General features: G+C 61.2%; 15 protein-coding genes and 1 rRNA gene. 7 read left to right on the forward strand and 9 right to left on the reverse strand.

Going from position 1 to position 17,436, the window contains the following annotated elements:
• Nucleotides 1-37: 37 nt before the first annotated feature.
• Together BVU17_17025 and BVU17_17030 are read right to left on the reverse strand one after the other, a co-directional pair.
• A complete protein-coding gene (locus BVU17_17025; protein AUG49275.1) occupies nt 38-1,471 on the reverse strand; it encodes a hypothetical protein in 1,434 nt (477 codons plus the stop codon).
• Nucleotides 1,468-2,214 carry an ABC transporter ATP-binding protein gene (locus BVU17_17030; protein AUG49276.1) on the reverse strand — a complete coding sequence of 249 codons (747 nt, stop codon included), beginning with the start codon at nt 2,212-2,214 and terminating at the stop codon, nt 1,468-1,470. Before BVU17_17030 ends, BVU17_17025 begins: the two co-directional genes overlap by 4 nt.
• A 451-nt stretch (nt 2,215-2,665) precedes the next feature.
• On the opposite strand from BVU17_17030, the gene BVU17_17035 reads away from it, so the two are divergent.
• Nucleotides 2,666-3,991 (forward strand): hypothetical protein, encoded by a 1,326-nt coding sequence (locus BVU17_17035; protein ID AUG49277.1) that lies wholly within the window; start codon nt 2,666-2,668, stop codon nt 3,989-3,991.
• 414 nt (nt 3,992-4,405) lie between these two features.
• Nucleotides 4,406-4,528 (forward strand): 5S ribosomal RNA (gene rrf, locus BVU17_17040).
• A 186-nt stretch (nt 4,529-4,714) separates the two neighbouring features.
• Here rrf and BVU17_17045 read toward each other — a convergent pair.
• The 3 genes from BVU17_17045 to BVU17_17055 are packed head-to-tail and all read right to left on the reverse strand — an operon-like array spanning nt 4,715 to nt 6,583.
• Nucleotides 4,715-5,380, reverse strand: a complete 666-nt coding sequence (locus tag BVU17_17045) for a cytochrome C biogenesis protein (protein AUG49278.1) — start codon at nt 5,378-5,380, stop codon at nt 4,715-4,717.
• A gap of 1 nt (nt 5,381) precedes the next feature.
• Nucleotides 5,382-5,909 carry a thioredoxin gene (locus BVU17_17050; GenBank protein AUG49279.1) on the reverse strand — a complete coding sequence of 176 codons (528 nt, stop codon included), beginning with the start codon at nt 5,907-5,909 and terminating at the stop codon, nt 5,382-5,384.
• A complete protein-coding gene (locus BVU17_17055; GenBank protein AUG49280.1) occupies nt 5,906-6,583 on the reverse strand; it encodes an SCO family protein in 678 nt (225 codons plus the stop codon). Before BVU17_17055 ends, BVU17_17050 begins: the two co-directional genes overlap by 4 nt.
• A gap of 441 nt (nt 6,584-7,024) precedes the next feature.
• On the opposite strand from BVU17_17055, the gene BVU17_17060 reads away from it, so the two are divergent.
• The gene (locus BVU17_17060) at nt 7,025-8,299 is read left to right on the forward strand and encodes a formamidase (protein ID AUG49281.1); all 1,275 of its coding nucleotides are present in this window, start codon (nt 7,025-7,027) and stop codon (nt 8,297-8,299) included.
• A 31-nt stretch (nt 8,300-8,330) separates the two neighbouring features.
• Nucleotides 8,331-9,944: a thermosome subunit alpha gene (locus tag BVU17_17065; GenBank protein AUG49282.1), complete on the forward strand. Its 1,614-nt coding sequence runs from the start codon at nt 8,331-8,333 to the stop codon at nt 9,942-9,944.
• 61 nt (nt 9,945-10,005) lie between these two features.
• On the opposite strand, the gene BVU17_17070 is transcribed toward BVU17_17065, so the two are convergent.
• Both BVU17_17070 and BVU17_17075 read right to left on the reverse strand, forming a co-directional pair.
• Nucleotides 10,006-10,740, reverse strand: coding sequence for a universal stress protein (locus tag BVU17_17070; GenBank protein ID AUG49283.1), 735 nt, complete (start codon nt 10,738-10,740; stop codon nt 10,006-10,008).
• Between the two features lie 2 nt (nt 10,741-10,742).
• Nucleotides 10,743-12,173, reverse strand: a complete 1,431-nt coding sequence (locus BVU17_17075; protein AUG49284.1) for an amino acid transporter — start codon at nt 12,171-12,173, stop codon at nt 10,743-10,745.
• Nucleotides 12,174-12,442: 269 nt separating this feature from the next.
• Here BVU17_17075 and BVU17_17080 point away from each other — a divergent pair, with 269 nt between their 5' ends.
• Nucleotides 12,443-13,207 carry an oxidoreductase gene (locus BVU17_17080; protein AUG49285.1) on the forward strand — a complete coding sequence of 255 codons (765 nt, stop codon included), beginning with the start codon at nt 12,443-12,445 and terminating at the stop codon, nt 13,205-13,207.
• Between the two features lie 404 nt (nt 13,208-13,611).
• Here BVU17_17080 and BVU17_17085 read toward each other — a convergent pair whose 3' ends face one another.
• Complete coding sequence (locus BVU17_17085) at nt 13,612-14,820, reverse strand: glucose dehydrogenase (GenBank protein ID AUG49286.1); 1,209 nt, start codon at nt 14,818-14,820, stop codon at nt 13,612-13,614.
• Between the two features lie 158 nt (nt 14,821-14,978).
• Between BVU17_17085 and BVU17_17090 the strand changes: the two genes are divergently transcribed.
• Together BVU17_17090 and BVU17_17095 are read left to right on the forward strand one after the other, a co-directional pair.
• Nucleotides 14,979-15,653 (forward strand): ribonuclease H, encoded by a 675-nt coding sequence (locus BVU17_17090; protein ID AUG49287.1) that lies wholly within the window; start codon nt 14,979-14,981, stop codon nt 15,651-15,653.
• A 118-nt stretch (nt 15,654-15,771) separates the two neighbouring features.
• Nucleotides 15,772-16,839, forward strand: coding sequence for a thioredoxin-disulfide reductase (locus BVU17_17095; protein AUG49288.1), 1,068 nt, complete (start codon nt 15,772-15,774; stop codon nt 16,837-16,839).
• 58 nt (nt 16,840-16,897) lie between these two features.
• Here the strand turns inward: BVU17_17095 and BVU17_17100 are convergent, their stop codons facing one another.
• The gene (locus BVU17_17100; protein ID AUG49289.1) at nt 16,898-17,296 is read right to left on the reverse strand and encodes a transcriptional regulator; all 399 of its coding nucleotides are present in this window, start codon (nt 17,294-17,296) and stop codon (nt 16,898-16,900) included.
• Nucleotides 17,297-17,436 lie beyond the last annotated feature (140 nt).

Raw genomic sequence — 17,436 nt, forward strand, 5'->3', positions numbered from 1 at the left:
GGTGCTGGAGGCGATGTGGACGACCGCAAACGACCACTCACGACTGTTGATACCGCGTCGACCACTTCGGTACCGACCGACGGTACAGGCCGACACCGACAGCACCCAAGACGCCGCCAGACCCACCGAGCACGGCCAGCAGGCTGCCAGACACCGGCGAGACGGCGAACCCGACGATGAGGACCGGGACCAGCGGGAGGACCATCGCTACGCCGAAGACAGCGAACAGGGCCGTGTCGAAAAGGAACTCGTTCGGAGAGAGACCGGTGAGGTAGACGGTGGTGCCGAAGATGTAGCAGGCGACGCCGACAAGCAAGACAGCCCCGACGGCGGCCTCAGCAGCCGGCCCGCCACGCCAGACGAGTGCAAGCCCGTAGAACGCAAGTCCGACCAGCGGGCCGAGCAGGAGAAACGCCCGGAATTTCCCCGCGAAAACGGCTCTCACAGAGAGTGGCTGGGCGAAATACAGGCTCACGTCGTCGGACTGGGTGAGCCAGTTGTAGGTCGTGAATCCCGAGAGCCCGAGAATCGCACCGAAGGAGATACCAGTCGACGGCTGTACACCCGTGATCTGTCCGGCGAAATCGACCAGTGCAGCAGTAACGCCGAACAGCACCGCCGCTGAAAAGAGGACTTTTCCGAACCCGCCTGCACTCCGGTGGATGTCGAGCAGGCTCTTCGTCGCAACTGGGTCACCGAACCGTTGCCACCACGCGCGAAACGCTGGTTCGACTGTTTGAGCAGGGTCAGGCGCGGTCGCATCGAAAGTGGCTGCACCCAGCAGAAAGACGCCGCCGATACCGAGAGCTGTCGTGCCGACCCGCAGGGGTGTCTGGGCCAGAAACAGGCCGTAGGGGGTATAGGAAACGATAGTAACACCACTGACTGCCGCTGCACCGACAGCGGCGAGTGGGGCCGCAAGCAGCGCCAGCCCGGGAACGCCGCGCCCAGCGAGGCCGAGACCTGCAATCGTCGTTCCCATTCCCAAGACGAACATCAGTGCCAGTGTCGTCCACAGAAGGGAGACAGTCTTGGCGACGAGGAGAGGCCCAGCAGCCCCTCGCACTGCAAGCACCGTTCCGAGAGAGATTGGTAGCAGAAACAGCACCGCGTAGTAGACACTGTCCTTGACGACGAACAGGCCCAGCAGCGTGTTCTGCGAGAGCGGGAGTGTGCGGGCAGAGAACATCAGCAGCGTCACGTCACCGAGAAGGTTCTGGAGAGCATCACGTCCCACAAAGCCGATCGACCCCGTGTGGAGTCCGAAGACAAATACCAGTGCGTGGAGGCCGGCGAAGACGGTTCGCGGCTCGGTCCCGGTAACGGACAGCAGCTTGGCTGCGCCCCCAACGAGCAGGCAAATGAACACCGGAAACAGGGAGAAGTGACTGCCGCCGAAGAGCCGGCTGTGGAGTCGCCACTCCTCGCGGACCATCTCGACGAACACCCTGCGCACCCGTCCGTCACTCATGTATCAGCAGGTTGCTTCTCCCGGTCCACTGTTGCGTCGACGGTGTCCAGAAATACGTCAAGGAGCGTCACATCAGCGTCGAGTTCCGCCGGCCTGACATCAGCGACGAGGTTGCCGCCGTACATGATGCCAACCCGTGAACAGAGTTCGGCAGCGACATCTACGTCGTGTGTCGTGAGGATAATCGTATTGCCGGCGTCCCGGTAGGAGCGCAGGAACCGCTTGACCCGCTCTTGAACGATCGGGTCGAGGTTCGCCAGCGGTTCGTCGATGAACACGACAGCTGGCTCGTGGAAGAACGCGCCGGCGATCATCACTTTCTGCTGTTGGCCCCGCGACAGGTCCGAGGACAGCGTGTCGAGTTTCGCGGTAAAGCCGAGCCGGTCGGCCCAGGACGCGGTCCGCGCTGCCACCACGTCGCCCGGCATATCCCGGATAGCACCGACGAAATCGAAGTACTCACGTGGCGTCATGAAACTCGGCGGTGACTCCTTTTCAGGAAGAATCCCTGCCCGTTCGCGGACCGACGTCGGCTGGGTTGCCGGGTCGGCACCGAGTACCGCAGTCTGTCCACTGTCCGGACTGAGCTGCCCGGTGAGTATCTCCATCGTCGTTGTCTTACCGGCCCCGTTCGGCCCGAGCAGTCCGAAGAACTCGCCCTCGTCGACGCTCAGCGAGAGGTTCGCTATCGCGGTCATGTCGCCGTAAGACTTCCGGAGCGACTCGATCTCGATTGCTGTCACAGCGTTCTGCCTACCATCGTGGTTGTGTCGGTATAAGTTGTTATACTGTAGAAGGGCAGTCCAGATACACTAACAACAGCTTGGCCGACACATACACCGAAATCGCCGACTCTGTGTCCTGCGGTCTCGCCTCCACCAACGGCGAAATCGCGTTCCTGACGAGTGACCGCGAACGCGACAGCGGCTTCGATAGTACGCGCTGTACGCATCCCAAAGTATAATGACGCGGGCGTCAGACCCAATCGACGACGCCCAAGCGGCGGCCACTTCGCTCGGCCGCTACACCGACACCGAGGATGGGAGACCACGGCTGGCAGAGCCGGCGAAATATGTACCGCACAGTTCACTGAACCGAGATGTATTGGTCCCAGTGTCGCCCGCTGTCCGTGTTGGTATAACTATTCTTTGAGTAATCGACATCTCTTAACATATGACAGGATAGGTAGATTACATGGCCCCGCATCGACGCCACCACCTTGCTCTCCTCTGTCTGGTCTGTACGTCGCTCCTCTGTATCGCTGTGCCTGCTGGCGCAGCACCGCCGCCGCGGCCGCTATGTGACGCCTGCGGTGACTCGTTTGCATCAACAGCCGAGTCACACGGTATTTCGGTCGCAGTCACTCACAGCAACGCCACCGTCACCGTCCACAACAACGGAACCGCAACGTGGGTCGTCCACAACCGCCTGTCTGGCACAGAGGCGGCTGCACGTCTCCGGACAAACGAGAGTCTCCGAACCGCTATCGCCGACAGAGCGATGTGGGATACCGAACTTCTGGGCGCGAACGTTTCTGGCGATGGCGTCATAACGCTGCGCTACCGCGAGCCTGACTTCGCCGAGCAGTCCGTCGGCGGGGCGGTCCGAACGGGTGAGTTTACCGAGGCCTACGGGTATCGAAACCTTGATGGCCTCGGTGCTGACCGACTCGTCGTCGTTGCACCCGACGGGATGCGAGTCGAGCGGCCCATCGACGGTGCAACCGTCTCAGACGACGGACAGCGGATGACACTGACCGAACTCAACGATGGACGTATCGTGACCTTTGTCCCCCGTGAGACGGCTGTCGGGCCGCTGTTGAGCCTCCTTGCGCTCGGAGCACTTCTCGGTCCCGTGATGGCGGTGAAGGCACTCGCATACATCACCCTCCCCACAGCGGTATTTACCCTCTTGATTGGCGCTGCCGCCGGGGGTGTTGCCTGGCTTGACTGGGAGTTCAAAGGAGTACGGGACTCCGTCGGCATTGTATTCGCCGGTGTCGGCGCGCTATCGGCTTCCCTGTCGCTTCTCGGAGCGATAGGCGTGTTACGGCTGGGCGGCACAGCAGCACCGCTGTTCGGCGGTGGCACTGCACTGTTCGTCTGTGGAATAGCCCTGTCACGGCGACGTATCCGTGAGCAGACGAGCTATCGGACGGTCGTCGTCGGCACAGTAGTCGGCGCAGGCATCGCGCTGGGAGCGACGATAGCGGCGGCTCCGATGGTCGTCAGTGACGGTTCCACGCCCCCGGTGACAACGCTGCTGGTTCTCGGACCCGCGTTTGTCCTTTTCCCGGCCGGATACGCAGTCGGCCACGGGAACCGTCGGTTAGCAGTGAAGACGGCCGCTATCGGGTTCGTGCTGTCGATGCTACCGGTTCTCCCGGTACTCCCTGCGCCGTATGGACTGGGCGTGCTTTTCATCCCCGTTGTCACGGCCAGTGCCGCTGCCGTTGTGATCGCCGGTCTCCCGATATTCCTCGCTGGAGTCTCGCTCGGTGTTCCGCAAACGTCCCGCTGACCGGTGGAACACATCGGTCAATTGAACTGGTGGCGCTCTCAGGGGAGTGGATTCGGCAGAGGGCAACGGCACTAGCACCAGCGACTGTAACTGGACTGCACCTCTCGGCGTTCTCCCCGGGACTGCATAGCTCCACAGAGTATGAGTGCACTCGCGGCGAGTCCAGCGGTCCCACTAGCAACACCGAATCCGCCACCTATCTCAAACAGTGGAACCAGCGGTCTGAAAAGCAACGGTGAAACCCACACGTCCCGCACTTTGGCGGCCGCCATTTCCATAGTTTCGATTCCGGATGTGCTGGACGTAACCCGTGCTGCTTGAATCTGTGCCATTGAGACAATGTGTCAGATTGTGATCCAACGACTCCCGTCATCAAGTAGCCACTCTTATAAGCGTAGCTGGTAGAGTTATAGTATAGGCGGCCACCGCGGTGGGGTTGCCTCCCGTACCCATCCCGAACACGGAAGATAAGCCCACCAGCGTTCCGGGGAGTACTGGAGTGCGCGAGCCTCTGGGAAATCCGGTTCGCCGCCACCATTCATACCGCTTCTTACGTTCCGAGGAGCGACGACGTTGCTGTAGCTCAGCCTCGGAGTTATCGCGCACTCACAGACAGATCCCTGGTGCATCTCGAAGTATTTACAGCCGAATCGTTGCCCTGTCGCTGTCGATGCTAAGAACAGCGAACAATCCGTCATCCGCCAGGGGTCAACAGTCGCTCGATTAAAGCGACACCACGCCCAGTTCGAACACTGAGAGGTAAATCTGCCCGCCGCCGGCGAGTATCATCACGACGGCTGCGATCTGGTGTATCCGTTGCAGGTACTTGCCAAAAGTGCGCCAGATGCCGATGCCAACGCCTGCAAGGAGTGTCACGCCGACAAGCGGAAGCGCGACCCCGAGCGCGTATGCCGCTAGAACGAGAGCGCTCACGTGAACTGGCAGTGCAAGCGCCTGGGTGACTACGCCGAAGAACAGCGGCACGACACAGCCGGCTGCGGCGATTGCATACACAGCCCCAAACACGCCGAATCCAGTTACTGACGCTGGTCGCTGTGGCAGCGGGACGTGGAGTTCGGGCTCGCGGTTCAGGAGCATCGCAACGCCGAACACGGCCAGAGCGAGTCCGATCACCGGTTCGAGTATCGGGAGTGCGTTCTTTAGTGGCTGCCCGAGAGCGAGGACGAGCAGCGCAACGAGGGTGAGCGCGACAAAGGCTCCGCCAGCAGCGGCAGTTGCGGGTGGCAGCATACCGACATTCCCGTCACTTTCGCGCATGTAATATCCGACGTACCCCGGGAGAAGCGGGAACGCACACGGGGCGAAGAACGTCCCGACGCCGGCGCTCGCGGCGAACACGAGTGTCCCGAGTACAGCAACGCCAGCCATCTTACACCAGCGCGTCAAGTTCGTCTCGAAGCGTTTTTTCATCGGCAAGCCCGCTGTGACCGAACTGGACGATACCGTTCTCGTCGACAATCGCGATGTACGGAAGTCCGTCCGCCCCGAACGCCGCCAGCAGTTCGCTTCCGGGGTCCAGTCCGACAGTCCAGGCACCGCCGTTGCGATTCCACCATTCGCTGATGTCTGCCCTCGTCAGAGTCTCACTCGGCCGTTCGTTCGTCACTGAGACGAATGACACGTCGGCGTACTCAGGTCGGATCGCGTCGAGAATCTTGAGCTGGTCGTCACAGGGCGCACACCACGTGGCGAACAGGTCGACCACTGTGACGGTTCCCGGCGTCGGCACGCGTGTCTCGCCTGCTGACGAGCCGCGTGCACCGAGGGTTTCCACACGGACCGGAAGCTGGTCTGTGTCCCGGGACTGGATACCCGACAGGCCATTCTGTGCAACCCAGAGACTCCCGCCAGAGAGGCCGAGCCCGGTTATCGCCGCGACGACCTGCCGACGGTTCACGCGTTTCTCACCGTCTTCAGGTCGGCAATAATACTCTCTACGTCCGGTGACTTCGAGCGATACGCACGCTCGACGAACCCATCAGCGTTGACCAGTAGGGTCAGGGCTGTGTGCGTGAACATGTACATATCCATGTCCTTGGGTGTAGTCCGCTGGAACATGACTCCGAACTGGTCCTGTATGATAGCCTTGGCTCGCTGCTTCGACGCTGGTCGAAGGAACTGCCAGTTCTCGCTATCAACGTTGACGTTCATCTTGTCAGCATACGCCGCGAGTCGTTTTGCGGTATCACGGACGGGGTCGAATGTCATCGGGAGGAACGTGACCGAATCCGCATAGCCGTTGTTCTGTGCGTGGCTCTGGATGTTTCGCTGCGTCGAGATGAGAACTGGACACACAGTCTGGCAGTGGCTGTAAAAAAACGTGAGGAGAGTCGGCGTTTCAATGTCTCGCAACGGGACCTTGCGTGCCTCGGTCGGTGTGGCGACACGTACGTCCGGGATTTGCTCACCCCAGGCGGGATACGGAACGTCGCTGCTCTCGAACTCCCGGTCGGGCTCTTCGAGGACGACATCTGGGTTCGAATCGCCGAAGCGACTACCGCCAAGACACCCGGCGACTCCGACAATTGTTCCAACCGCACCCGTCGACTTGAGAACCGTCCGTCGGCGCATACACGGTGCTTGTGCCCTCGAATATTTGGAGAATCTGGTGTGACTCTCGTAAACAGCCGTTCGCCGGCGTTCGTGTGAACTCTGGCTGTGAGTGTGTAGCAATGCTACAGAGTTCCCAGTCTGCGGCTGTTTTCAGCTCCGGCTGAGTTCATATAATCCTGCGTGCTTAATAGGTCAGGACACTACCAATCTGCTGCGTGATGGGGTGGGTGAGATTATCAACAATCATGGGATATCCACATCTAATATAACCAAAACTAACTGGACGGCTGATTGAATTTTTATTTGTCCTATGTACACTTATATCACTGTTCTCTACTGATATGTGGTTGTCTATCGGAACTACGTATTTGGATACTGTTGACTCTCGTCTGAAACTGTACGTTCTAAATATCAATCGTCCGAACACTTATGTGTAATCTATCCGATACTGTAGCCGTAATGCCAGAAACGAAGTTCGAGGTAGATGTCGACAGTGCGCCAGATGAACAGCCGGGCGCGAATCCGTTCAATCGGTGGCACCCGGATATCCCGGCGGTCGTCGAAGCGGACCCCGGCGAGAGCATGCGACTCGAGGCCCTAGACTGGACCGGCGGACAGATAACGGACAATGACGACGCCAACGAGGTCCGTGACGTGGACCTCTCGCAGGTCCACTATCTCGCGGGTCCCGTCCACGTAAACGGTGCCGAGCCGGGCGACCTGCTGAAAGTCGAGTTCCACGACATGGGGCCGCTCAACGACCGCTCGGAGTTCGGTTTCACTGGGACGTTCTCCCAGCAGAACGGCGGCGGCTTCCTGACCGACCACTTCCCCAAGGCGGCAAAGTCCATCTGGGACATCGACGGCTACACGGTATCATCGCGCCACATCCCCGATGTCGAATACGAGGGGAAGATTCATCCCGGCCTCGCAGGCTGTGCACCCAGCGAGGAACTGCTTGAAGCGTGGAACGAACGCGAGCAGGAACTCATCGACAAACACGCCGAGGACCCCGAGTCGATCCCGAACCATCCGACCGGTGAGGAAGAGCCCGGCGTGGCGAACCCGCCAACGCCCAACGGCGCGCTCATGGGCGAGATGAACCCCGATGATGCCGAGGAGGCGGCGGAGGTCGCGGCCCGAACCGTTCCGCCCCGGGAACACGGCGGGAACCACGACATCAAGGACCTCTCCATCGGCTCGACGGTGTACTTCCCAGTCTACGTCGATGGCGCGAAGTTCGGCATCGGCGACTTCCACGCCTCGCAGGGCGACGGCGAGATATCCTTCTGTGGCGCTATCGAGATGGCCGCCTACGTCGATCTCGAATTCGACCTCGTGAAAGACGGGATGGAGAAGTTCGGCGTCGACCACCCCATCTTCGAGCCGGGCCATCGCGGACCGAACTTCGAGGACTACGTCACCTTCTGTGGCTACTCAGTCACGGAGGACGGCGAGCAGAAGTACATCGACTCCCACACCGCCTACCGGCGGGCCTGTCTTCAGGCCATCGACTACCTCAAGCAGTTCGGCTACACCGGCCAGCAGGCCCTGCACATCCTCGGCACCGTCCCCGTCGAGGGCCGCCAGAGCGGCGTCGTGGACGTGCCAAACGCCTGCTCGACGCTGGCGCTCCCGACGGGCGCGTTCGAGTTCGACGCGTCCCCAGAGGGTATCGAACACAATAGCGCTGACCGCGGTGACATCTGTGTCACTGACAACCCACTGCAATGAGGGACCCAGACAGCTCCCGCTGTCGACACTGATGTTGGGAGAGACGACTGACGACGGTACTGACGAGCCAGACCCCGCACTGACCGCCGCAGGTAAACTCGCTGACACAATCCGAACGACACTCGGGCCCAGCGGGCTGGACAAGATGGTCGTCGGCGAAAACGGGACGGTCATCGTCACGAACGACGGGTCGAAAATCATCGAGTGGATAGATATCACGCATCCCGTCGGTCGGCTGGTCGAACAGGCCGCGACTGCACAGGACAGTGCTGTCGGGGACGGGACGACGACAACAGTTGTGCTGGTCGGCGCACTGCTTGAGGAGGCTGCAGCGCTTCGTTCCGACGGACTTCATCCAACGACAATCATCGACGGCTACGTCAGGGCTGCCGAGACCGCTCTTGACCATCTTGAGCAATACGAACGTAGCGTGTACAGTCGGCACGATGACCGACTGGCACAGATTGCGAAGACCGCCGTCACGGGACGATGGGACGACACTTCGACCGAGCGGTTCGGCGAACTGGCCCTCAGTGCGTTGCAGGCGGTCGAGTTCGACACATCGCGGCTCACGCTCAAGTCCTACCCCGGCGGCGAACTCCGTGAGTCCGTCTGTCTCGACGGGGTGGTGGTCGACCTAGAGACATCATCGACATCTCTCGAAGCCCTCAGTCACCCGAGCATCCAAACGCACGACGAGCCGACTATCGGGATGGTCGACGCCGAAATTGGCATCGAGGAACCGAACCACATGGAGTCAGTGGAGCTGCAAGACACGACACAGCGGAGCGCCTTTCAGGCTCACGAACAGGACCGGAGGACAGAACTCATAGCGCAGGTGGTGCAGTCAGGTGCGACCGTCCTGTTCTGTCAGAAATCCATCGACGAAGCGGTCAGGACCGCGCTCGTCCAGCGAGGCGTGCTCCCCGTCGAGCGAACTCGACGAGACGAGTTTGATGTCATTGCCCGAGCGACAGGGAGCACGCCAGTGATGGCCGTCGACGAGCTTACTGCGGACACCACTGGCACTGTTGCGTCGGTCACGGAGCGTACGGTCGGGACCTCCCAGACGCTCACGCTACAGGGCTGTCCCGAAGAACAACGCGCAACACTACTGCTCCGTGGCGGTACGCCACACGTTGCAGACGAGGTCCGCCGCATCGCGGCAGACTGTATCGATGTCACCCGCGTCACACTCGACGATGGCGCGTTCGTGCCCGGTGGAGGTGCAGTGCCGACCGCGCTGGCAATGGACCTCGCCGCTCTGTCCAGTGGTATACCGGACCGAACACAGCTCGTCTTCGAAGGGTTCGGAACCGCACTGGAAGCCATCCCACGGACGCTGGCCACAAACGCGGGCACGGACCCACTGAACACACTGACAGGCATAAAGCAACGACACGACGCCGGCGCAGAGGCGATCGGTGTCGGCTCCGATGGCCATCCCCGAGATATGATTGCAGCAGGTGTTCTGGAACCATCAACGGTATTCACGAGTGCACTGCAGCGGGCAGTCGCTGTCGTGACACAGATCCTCCGGGTCGACGACATTGTGCGGACTACCGAAGACGGGCGCAGCACCACTAATGAACACGACCACACCCACGCAGCGAGAGGTGGCTATCCGTGGGCAGTGGGGCACTGAGAGCATGACAGGAGTACAGGCACACAACTAGCCAGCCGATTGGAGGCTGAAGCAGGGTAATTTATCCGTCTTTCTCCGCTGAGGCGCGTTCACGCTGGACGATGAGCACCGGCCCGAGAAACCGGTTGGCGACCTGCTTGGCTGGCATCCCGAACACAAACGTCGTCAGGGATGGGTCGGTTTCCCCCATCACGACCGTGTCAAACGAATTGGCCACGTCTACAATTGCGTCAAGAGGGTCCCGACCGCGGTCGATTCGCGTCTCGATAGTCGACGGCTCCATCCCGAACTCCACCAGACGGTCCGTGATTCCACCGAGGAGCGTCCGAACATCGTCGTCCGTCGTGTCTGCAGCCGCAACGTGATACAACGTCACGTCGGCGTCCATCGCTCCGAACACACTCGCGACGACGCGGGCAAGCCGGTCGACCCCCACGGCCCCGCGGACCGGGACCAGCACGTCATTGACTGGTCCCGTGGCGTTCGGAACGAGAACGGCCATGCAGTCGTGCTCGGCAATCATGCGGTCGATGGTTTTCTGGCCGTCGTGAGTGAACACCAGCCGACGTTCGACGGTGGCCCCGGCGCTCTCGAATATCTCCTCGTATTCATCGAGTCGTTCTGTGGCCCGGTCTTCGAACTGCAGCCGCGCCTGTCCGGGCGCAGTCTGCTCCGGGATGACGTGATACCCCAACAGGACGACATGCGAATGGGCGAGCAGTTCGGGGACGCCCTCCGGGACCGATTCTCCCGCAAGAACGCGAATCGGGACGAGTATCGATTGTCGGTCCGTCATACTCAGAGATCTCCCTTTAGCGTCACGTCCCCAGCGTAATAACGGTACCAGAGGTACGAGGTGAGCATGACCACGATGCCGATGCCGATTGACGCGGGCTGCATAAAGGCGATCAGTCCGAAACTCGCGAGCGCACCTACGGCCGGAACCACCGGATAGGCCGGCACTCGATAGCTGGGCGAGTACCAATCGGGATTGCGACGGCGCAACACGATCAGCGCAACGCACATCAGCCCGTACATGATCAAATGGAGGAACGAAGCGACTTCCGCGAGGAGTTCGACCCGGCCAGTCCCGACAAGGACCAGTATCGGTCCGCCAGCAGCGAGCAACGCGACGTGTGGTGTGCCGTACCTGAGGTTGACCTTGCTCGCCTTTCTGGGGAGCAATGCATCGCGGCTCAGCGCGTAGACTGCCCGCGAAGCACTGAGAATCGACGCGTTCGCGCTGGAAAACGTCGCCAGCAGTCCTGCACCCAGTATCGCGACCGCCCCGGGCAACCCGAGGAAGTCACGGGCGACTTCGACCATCGCTGTCTCCCCGAACTCCCCCAGACGTTCCGCGCCGAACGAGCTGGTCGCAACGAAAATCGTGACAACGTAAAACACAGTGACGATCAGGACTGAGCCCACCATCGCCAGTGGGAGATTCCGACCCGGCTGTTTGATTTCGCCCGCGACAGTGGCGACCTGAGCGAACCCCAGATACGACGTGAACACGAGCGCAGCGGTCGTCAACACCGGGAAGTACCCTCTGGAGAAGAACTGCTCCGGAACGGTGCCGCCACCGAACACGCCCACGGCGTCAAGGACACCGTAGGAGAGAAACACTGTAAGCACCGCGAGGAGGACCCCCACTACCATGTTCTGGAGCTTTGCCGTATTTTCCGTGCCACCGATACTCAGTGCCGTCAGTACAGCCCCAAACAGCAGCCCGATACCGATGACCGGGTCAGCCGGGAGCGCAATATTGAGTTCAGCGAACACGGCGCTCGCGTAGTGACCAAGTCCGACCAGATAGAACGCCGAGGCGAACATCAGCCCGAGCCACAGTCCGAGACCCACTATCGCGCCATACGCCGTCCCCATACTCCGTGAGATGAAGTAGTACCCGCCACCGCTCCGTGGCATCGCGGTGGCGAGTTCGGAGGTCGGAAGCGCCACGAGCAGCGCGATCAGCCCACCGATTGCGAATGAGAGCGTCGCTGCCAGTCCAGCGTTGGCGGCCGCTAGCCCTGGAAAAACGAAGATACCGGCCCCGATCATCGTCCCGATCCCGATTGCCAGCCCGCCGATAAGCCCGATAGTCCGTTCGAGTTCCACATCGTCGTCGTGGAGGATTGCGTCGTCGGTGACGGCTTCTGGCTCTGCGGCGGGTGCCTCACCGGCGACGTTCTCGCCCCCTGGGCCGACATCAACAGGCTGTTCAGGCATGTGACAGAATATTCCCACCGATCTGATAAAACCGCCGGCAGGATGCATGGCCGACTCGCAGGCGATAGCGTCACGAAAAATCCGTTCCCACAGGACTCCGTACGCAAGGAAGCCTGTAGTAATAATTGAAACGATTTACACACTGATCGCACTGCCATCGTGCGATCAGATGTGTGTTGATTTTCAATGGCTACTATAGCCATGTGTCCGAGAGCGGCTGCTGGCACAGTGAACTCCATCTTTCCGCGAATTTTCCCCTCATACTTTTGATGTTTCCCGCCATACATCGACAGGTGGTAGCAATTCAGCCGGAGCTAGACGGGCGTACTGCTCTCGTGACAGGGTCTGCAAAGCGGGTCGGTCGTGAGATGCTCCTTGAGTTAGCGGCCGCCGGTGCCGATGTCGCCGTGCACTACCGGACGAGCGAAGAGGCAGCGGCGGAGACAGCAGCCACCGCACGGAATCACGGCGTCGAGGCAACCACGGTAGAAGGCGACGTAACGGAGCCCGACGCCGTTGATTCGCTGTTCTCGGACTGTGAGTCGGAACTAGGTGATGTCGATATCTTGGTCAACGCAGTAGGTCCGCTCCCGCAGGGGCGGTGGGACGAGCTGTCCCTCGATGAGTGGCGAACCGCCGTTGCGGGGTGTCTATTCTCGACGTATCTGTGTTCGCAGCGAGCGCTCCCATCAATGCGCGCAGCCGGCTGGGGACGGATTATCAACTTCGGCGTGGCAGATGCCCGTGATGACAGGGCAGTCCCGATGAACTTCCCGTACTTCGCAGCAAAGAAGGCAGTCCTGCAGTTCACGCGAACAGTGGCATATGATACGCAGGACGACGGGATTACGGTCAACGCCGTGTCGCCATTCGCGGTCGAGAACACTGTCGTGGATGTCTCGGAGTTCCCGCGTGGGCGGGCGGCCACGTTTGAGGATGTCGCGGCACCGATTCTGTTCTTCTGTAGTGATGCGGCTGCGTACATTTCCGGCCAGAACGTGGCCGTCGACGGTGGTCGACTACAGGAAGCGTGACCGGGTAGACACCAATCGGTGTCCCCTCATAGCATATATTGGTGCGGCGAGAGTCCGGCAATCGCTACAGTCCCGACCGGTCGTCGCAGGAGTTCCGAAATCAAGCGCTGTCAGCGGCTTCTGGCTCATCGCTATCTTGCCGGGCGAGCACGATGCCGGCGATGAAACACACAGCACCCAGCCCGTACAAGCCATAGCTCAGTGGTGCCGAAACGAGGAACCCGGCGACTATCAGTACTCCGAACGCGGCATGCAGAATCGCAGTCTGATTCACAGCCAGTGTAGCGGGTTCAGAAGCAAAAATGGCGCGATCCGGGACTCGCTAACCGGGTGTAATGGATGAGCGTTCGGTTCGGGGTATGAGACGGTAACGGGCCATACCAGTTATCACCGACACACCCGATTCAGGCGGGGCGGAGTCGCACGATAGGTGCGTCCGGTGCGTCAATTGCCGCGAGAATGTATCCGGTATCTGGCTCGACTGCGACATCGCGGATTCGCCACCCTCGGTCGGCAAGGAGCGGCGTCGCTTCCTCGACCGTTCGCCCAGTAACAGTGAACCGGGCGAGGTACTGCGACGCCAGCCCACTGACGAGCAGGTCGCCGGTCCACTCGGAGAAGGCATCGCCGGTGTAGAAAGTCGTGCCGCTGGGCGGGAACCCACCTGACCCACACTCCCACGAATACACCGGGGCAATAACATCGTCACGCTCCGCGTGGCTCACGCCGATTGGCTCGCCGCTGCCGTAGGTACAGCCCTCGTCGGCGACCGGCCAGCCGTAGTTGCCGCCCCGTTCGACGATGTTGATTTCGTCGCCGTCCTGTTCGCCGAACTCGGCCTGCCAGATAGCGCCGGTGTCGGGATGCACGGTCATTCCCTGTGCGTTGCGGTGGCCGTAGCTGAATATCGAATCGACTGCCTCCGGGTCGGCAGTGAACGGGTTCGCATTGGGAATCCCGCCCGAAGGCGTCAGGCGAAGCGTCGTCCCGAGTTCGTTCGTCCGGTCCTGTGCGACGTGGTCGGGCCCGAAGTTCTTGAACTGTCTGTCGCCGACAGTCAGGTACACCAGTCCGTCAGGGCCGAACACGACGCGGGACCCGAAATGGCCGTCAGAGTCGACAAACGGCTCTGCGACGTGCAGTTGTTCGAATTCCTCGAACTGGCCAGCAGCAACATTCAGGCGACCACGGCCCAGATGCGTGGCCGACTGACCGCTGTCGTTGGCTTTCGAATATGTCAAATACACCCACGACGGGTTCGGAAAGTCGGGATGGAGCGCCGTATCCAGCATCCCACCCTGTCCGCGTGCATACACCGACGGTGCGTTATTGACCGGTGTGACTGTACCGTCCGCCGGGTTGACCAGCACCACGCGACCAACGCGCTCTGTGACCACCAGCCGTGAGCCGTCAGGCAGCGGCGTGACGCTCCATGGCGATTCGAGTCCGTCGGCGACGGTCTCGACAGCCACACCAGTCGCCTCCATGTCTCTCTGTCCGGAGTCCGTCGTTGTCGCGCCGTCACCTTGCTGGTCGTTACTGGCGGCACTACAGCCAGTCACTGTTCCCGCGACCGTAAGCCCGCTCGCAGCAAGGAATGTCCGTCTGTCCATCGTGGTCACGACTACGGTCTCAGTACTGTTAACTGCGGTCCTGATTGGCCCACGGGGAAAATGACTCGCTCAACAGCCAGTACTCACGGTACGCCTCTGGCTATCCTGGGCCTGTCACGGCGAAGTGTCTTTTACCCGCCCGCGGCTACGTGTCACCGATGGACCGTCACGATGCGCCGGCGAGAGACAGAGAGCGTCTCCCGGCGGAACCGCTCTCGCCGCTGGCGACGCGGGTCGACAAGCTGCTTGCACTGTATCGATACGAACTCACCCCCGCTATCGATGCAATCAATGCTGCCGTTGCCGGCTACGGTGGCCTGTTCGACCCGGAAACATCCGCTGCCGAGATACGGACTGTAGTCGACGACCTCCTCGAATCCGACCCACCTTCGACACATCGGGAGGCGGCCAGTACCGCCGTGTCACAGGTCGTCCTCTATGTGGACGGCAGCGCGCACAGTAACGGGCCGGCGGGTGCCGGCGCTGTAATCCAGGCGGACGAGACGCCGATTGCCCGGCTCGGCCGACCGGTCGGTTCCCGGACGAACAACAACGTCGCCGAATACGCCGCACTCCACCTCGGACTGCAGGCGCTGGCTACGCGGTGTAACCCCGATTCCGTCGAGATACGCATCGATTCGATGACCGTCATCAACCATATCTGGGGCAACAGCGAAAGCACAGTGAAAGCGACTCCGTACAGCACCGCAATCACTGACCACCTGTCGGCACTGCCTGCCCACGAGTGGACGCATCTGGCTGACAGTGATCCGAATCCGGCTGATGCACAGGCGACAGTCGGGGCCGACATCGCGGCCCTCGGCCCCGGATGAGAGAGGTGCCAGCGAGCCTGTCGTTGCGTCACTCAGGGCGTGACTCGACAGCGGTAAATTGCCGCGTCGGTCGCCGCCGTTCTGCTGTTTTTATTGCTTGAGCACGTACGCTGTGGTAATGTATACTGACGGGCAGTACGATTACGATGTGGCCGTGGTCGGCGGTGGCCCGGCCGGGCTGACGAGCGCGCTATACACCACCCGACTGGGGATGGACACAATTGTTATCAACCGCGGTGGGGGCCGCGCTGCAATGATGACCGACACGCACAACGTCATTGGCGTCACCGAGGACGTTTCGGGCAACGAGTTCCTGAAGACGGCCCGCGAGCAGGTCCAGGACTATGGCGGCACCTACCAGCGGGGCTTTGTCGAGTCGGTAGGCTCACTCGCCGACGAGGACGGTTTCACCGTGACGACGAGCGGCGACGAACTGGTGGTCAAGCGCGTCGTGCTGGCGACCGGGTTCGCCGACGAGCGGCCGGACCCGCCGCTGCCACGGACTGGGAAGGGACTACACTGGTGTCTCCACTGTGACGCGTTCATGTTCGTCGGCGAACCGGTGTTCGTCATGGGCACCGGCGAGTCCGCGGCTCACGTCGCGATGATTATGCTGAACTACACCGACGACGTGGACATCCTGACTCGTGGCGAGGAACCCGAGTGGAGCGACGAGACGCAGACGATGCTCGACAATCATCCGGTCGAGATCGTCGAGACGGAGCTGTCCGGGAAGCAGACCGACGACAACGGCTGGCTATCGGCTTACGAATTCGAAGACGGCAGCGTTCGAGAGTACAAGGGCGGCTTCCCGATGCTGGGGTCGGACTACCACGCGGAGCTGGCCGATGAGCTGGGGCTTGAGAGAAACGATGACGGGACGGTCGCTGTCGACGACCACGGCGAGACCAGTGTCTCCGGCGTCTACGCCGTCGGCGACCTGACGCCGGGCCACAACCAGCTCCCGGTCGCAATGGGCGAGGGGGCGGATGCGGGGATCGCTATCCACAAAGACCTCAGGAAGTACCCGCGTTCAGTCGACGACATCGAGTCAGCGGGCGCAGTCGAAGAGACAGAGGTGCCTGCCGTCTCCGAGGACCTGTTCGCGACGGCGCTGGCCCACGAGGGCCACGCCGCCGGGCCACGCTCGGAGAAACCGCCGGGGGCCCGCGCTGACGACGACTGACGCTCCGGAGAACACCGCAATCAAATACGGCGAGGCAACGGAGTAGCAGGTCCGGACCCTATTCGTCGTCGGTTTCGTGCTGTCGATAGGATTCAAGCAAGTCGTCGAGGAGCAAGCAGCGAGGGTCAGTAACGGGGTAGGCAGTGTCGATGTACTCCTCTGCCGTCTCGATGTCGCCGCGAATCGCGAACTGGCGGACGCGCGCTGCGTTCTCGTAGAAGTTCTCGTTGATCTCCGGCGACATCTCGGCCCGACTGGAAACCGGCTGGTGCTGGAAGACCTCTTTCTGGAGTTCGTCGAAATCAACCATCTCGGGTTCGTAGTCCTCGATCTCCGAAAGGACGTACTCGACGGCGAAGCGCTGAAACTCGGACTTGTTCGAGAAGACACCCTCTTCGACCATCTCCTCGACGCAGTCCATCACCGCTTCGGGGAACCGGACCGTTGACTTGACCACGTATTACTCATCAGACTGTCGACCCATATAAAATATACCCCCGCGGGGGTCTGGGACACTGTCTGTTGATTATTTATTCGTCGCCTATTTGACGATAAAACCCCGTCGAACAGTATGAGTAGCGGTGACGGTTGCTGACG

The organism is Haloarcula taiwanensis (genome assembly GCA_002844335.1).
In the GTDB taxonomy this organism is placed as follows: Archaea; Halobacteriota; Halobacteria; order Halobacteriales; family Haloarculaceae; genus Haloarcula; species Haloarcula taiwanensis.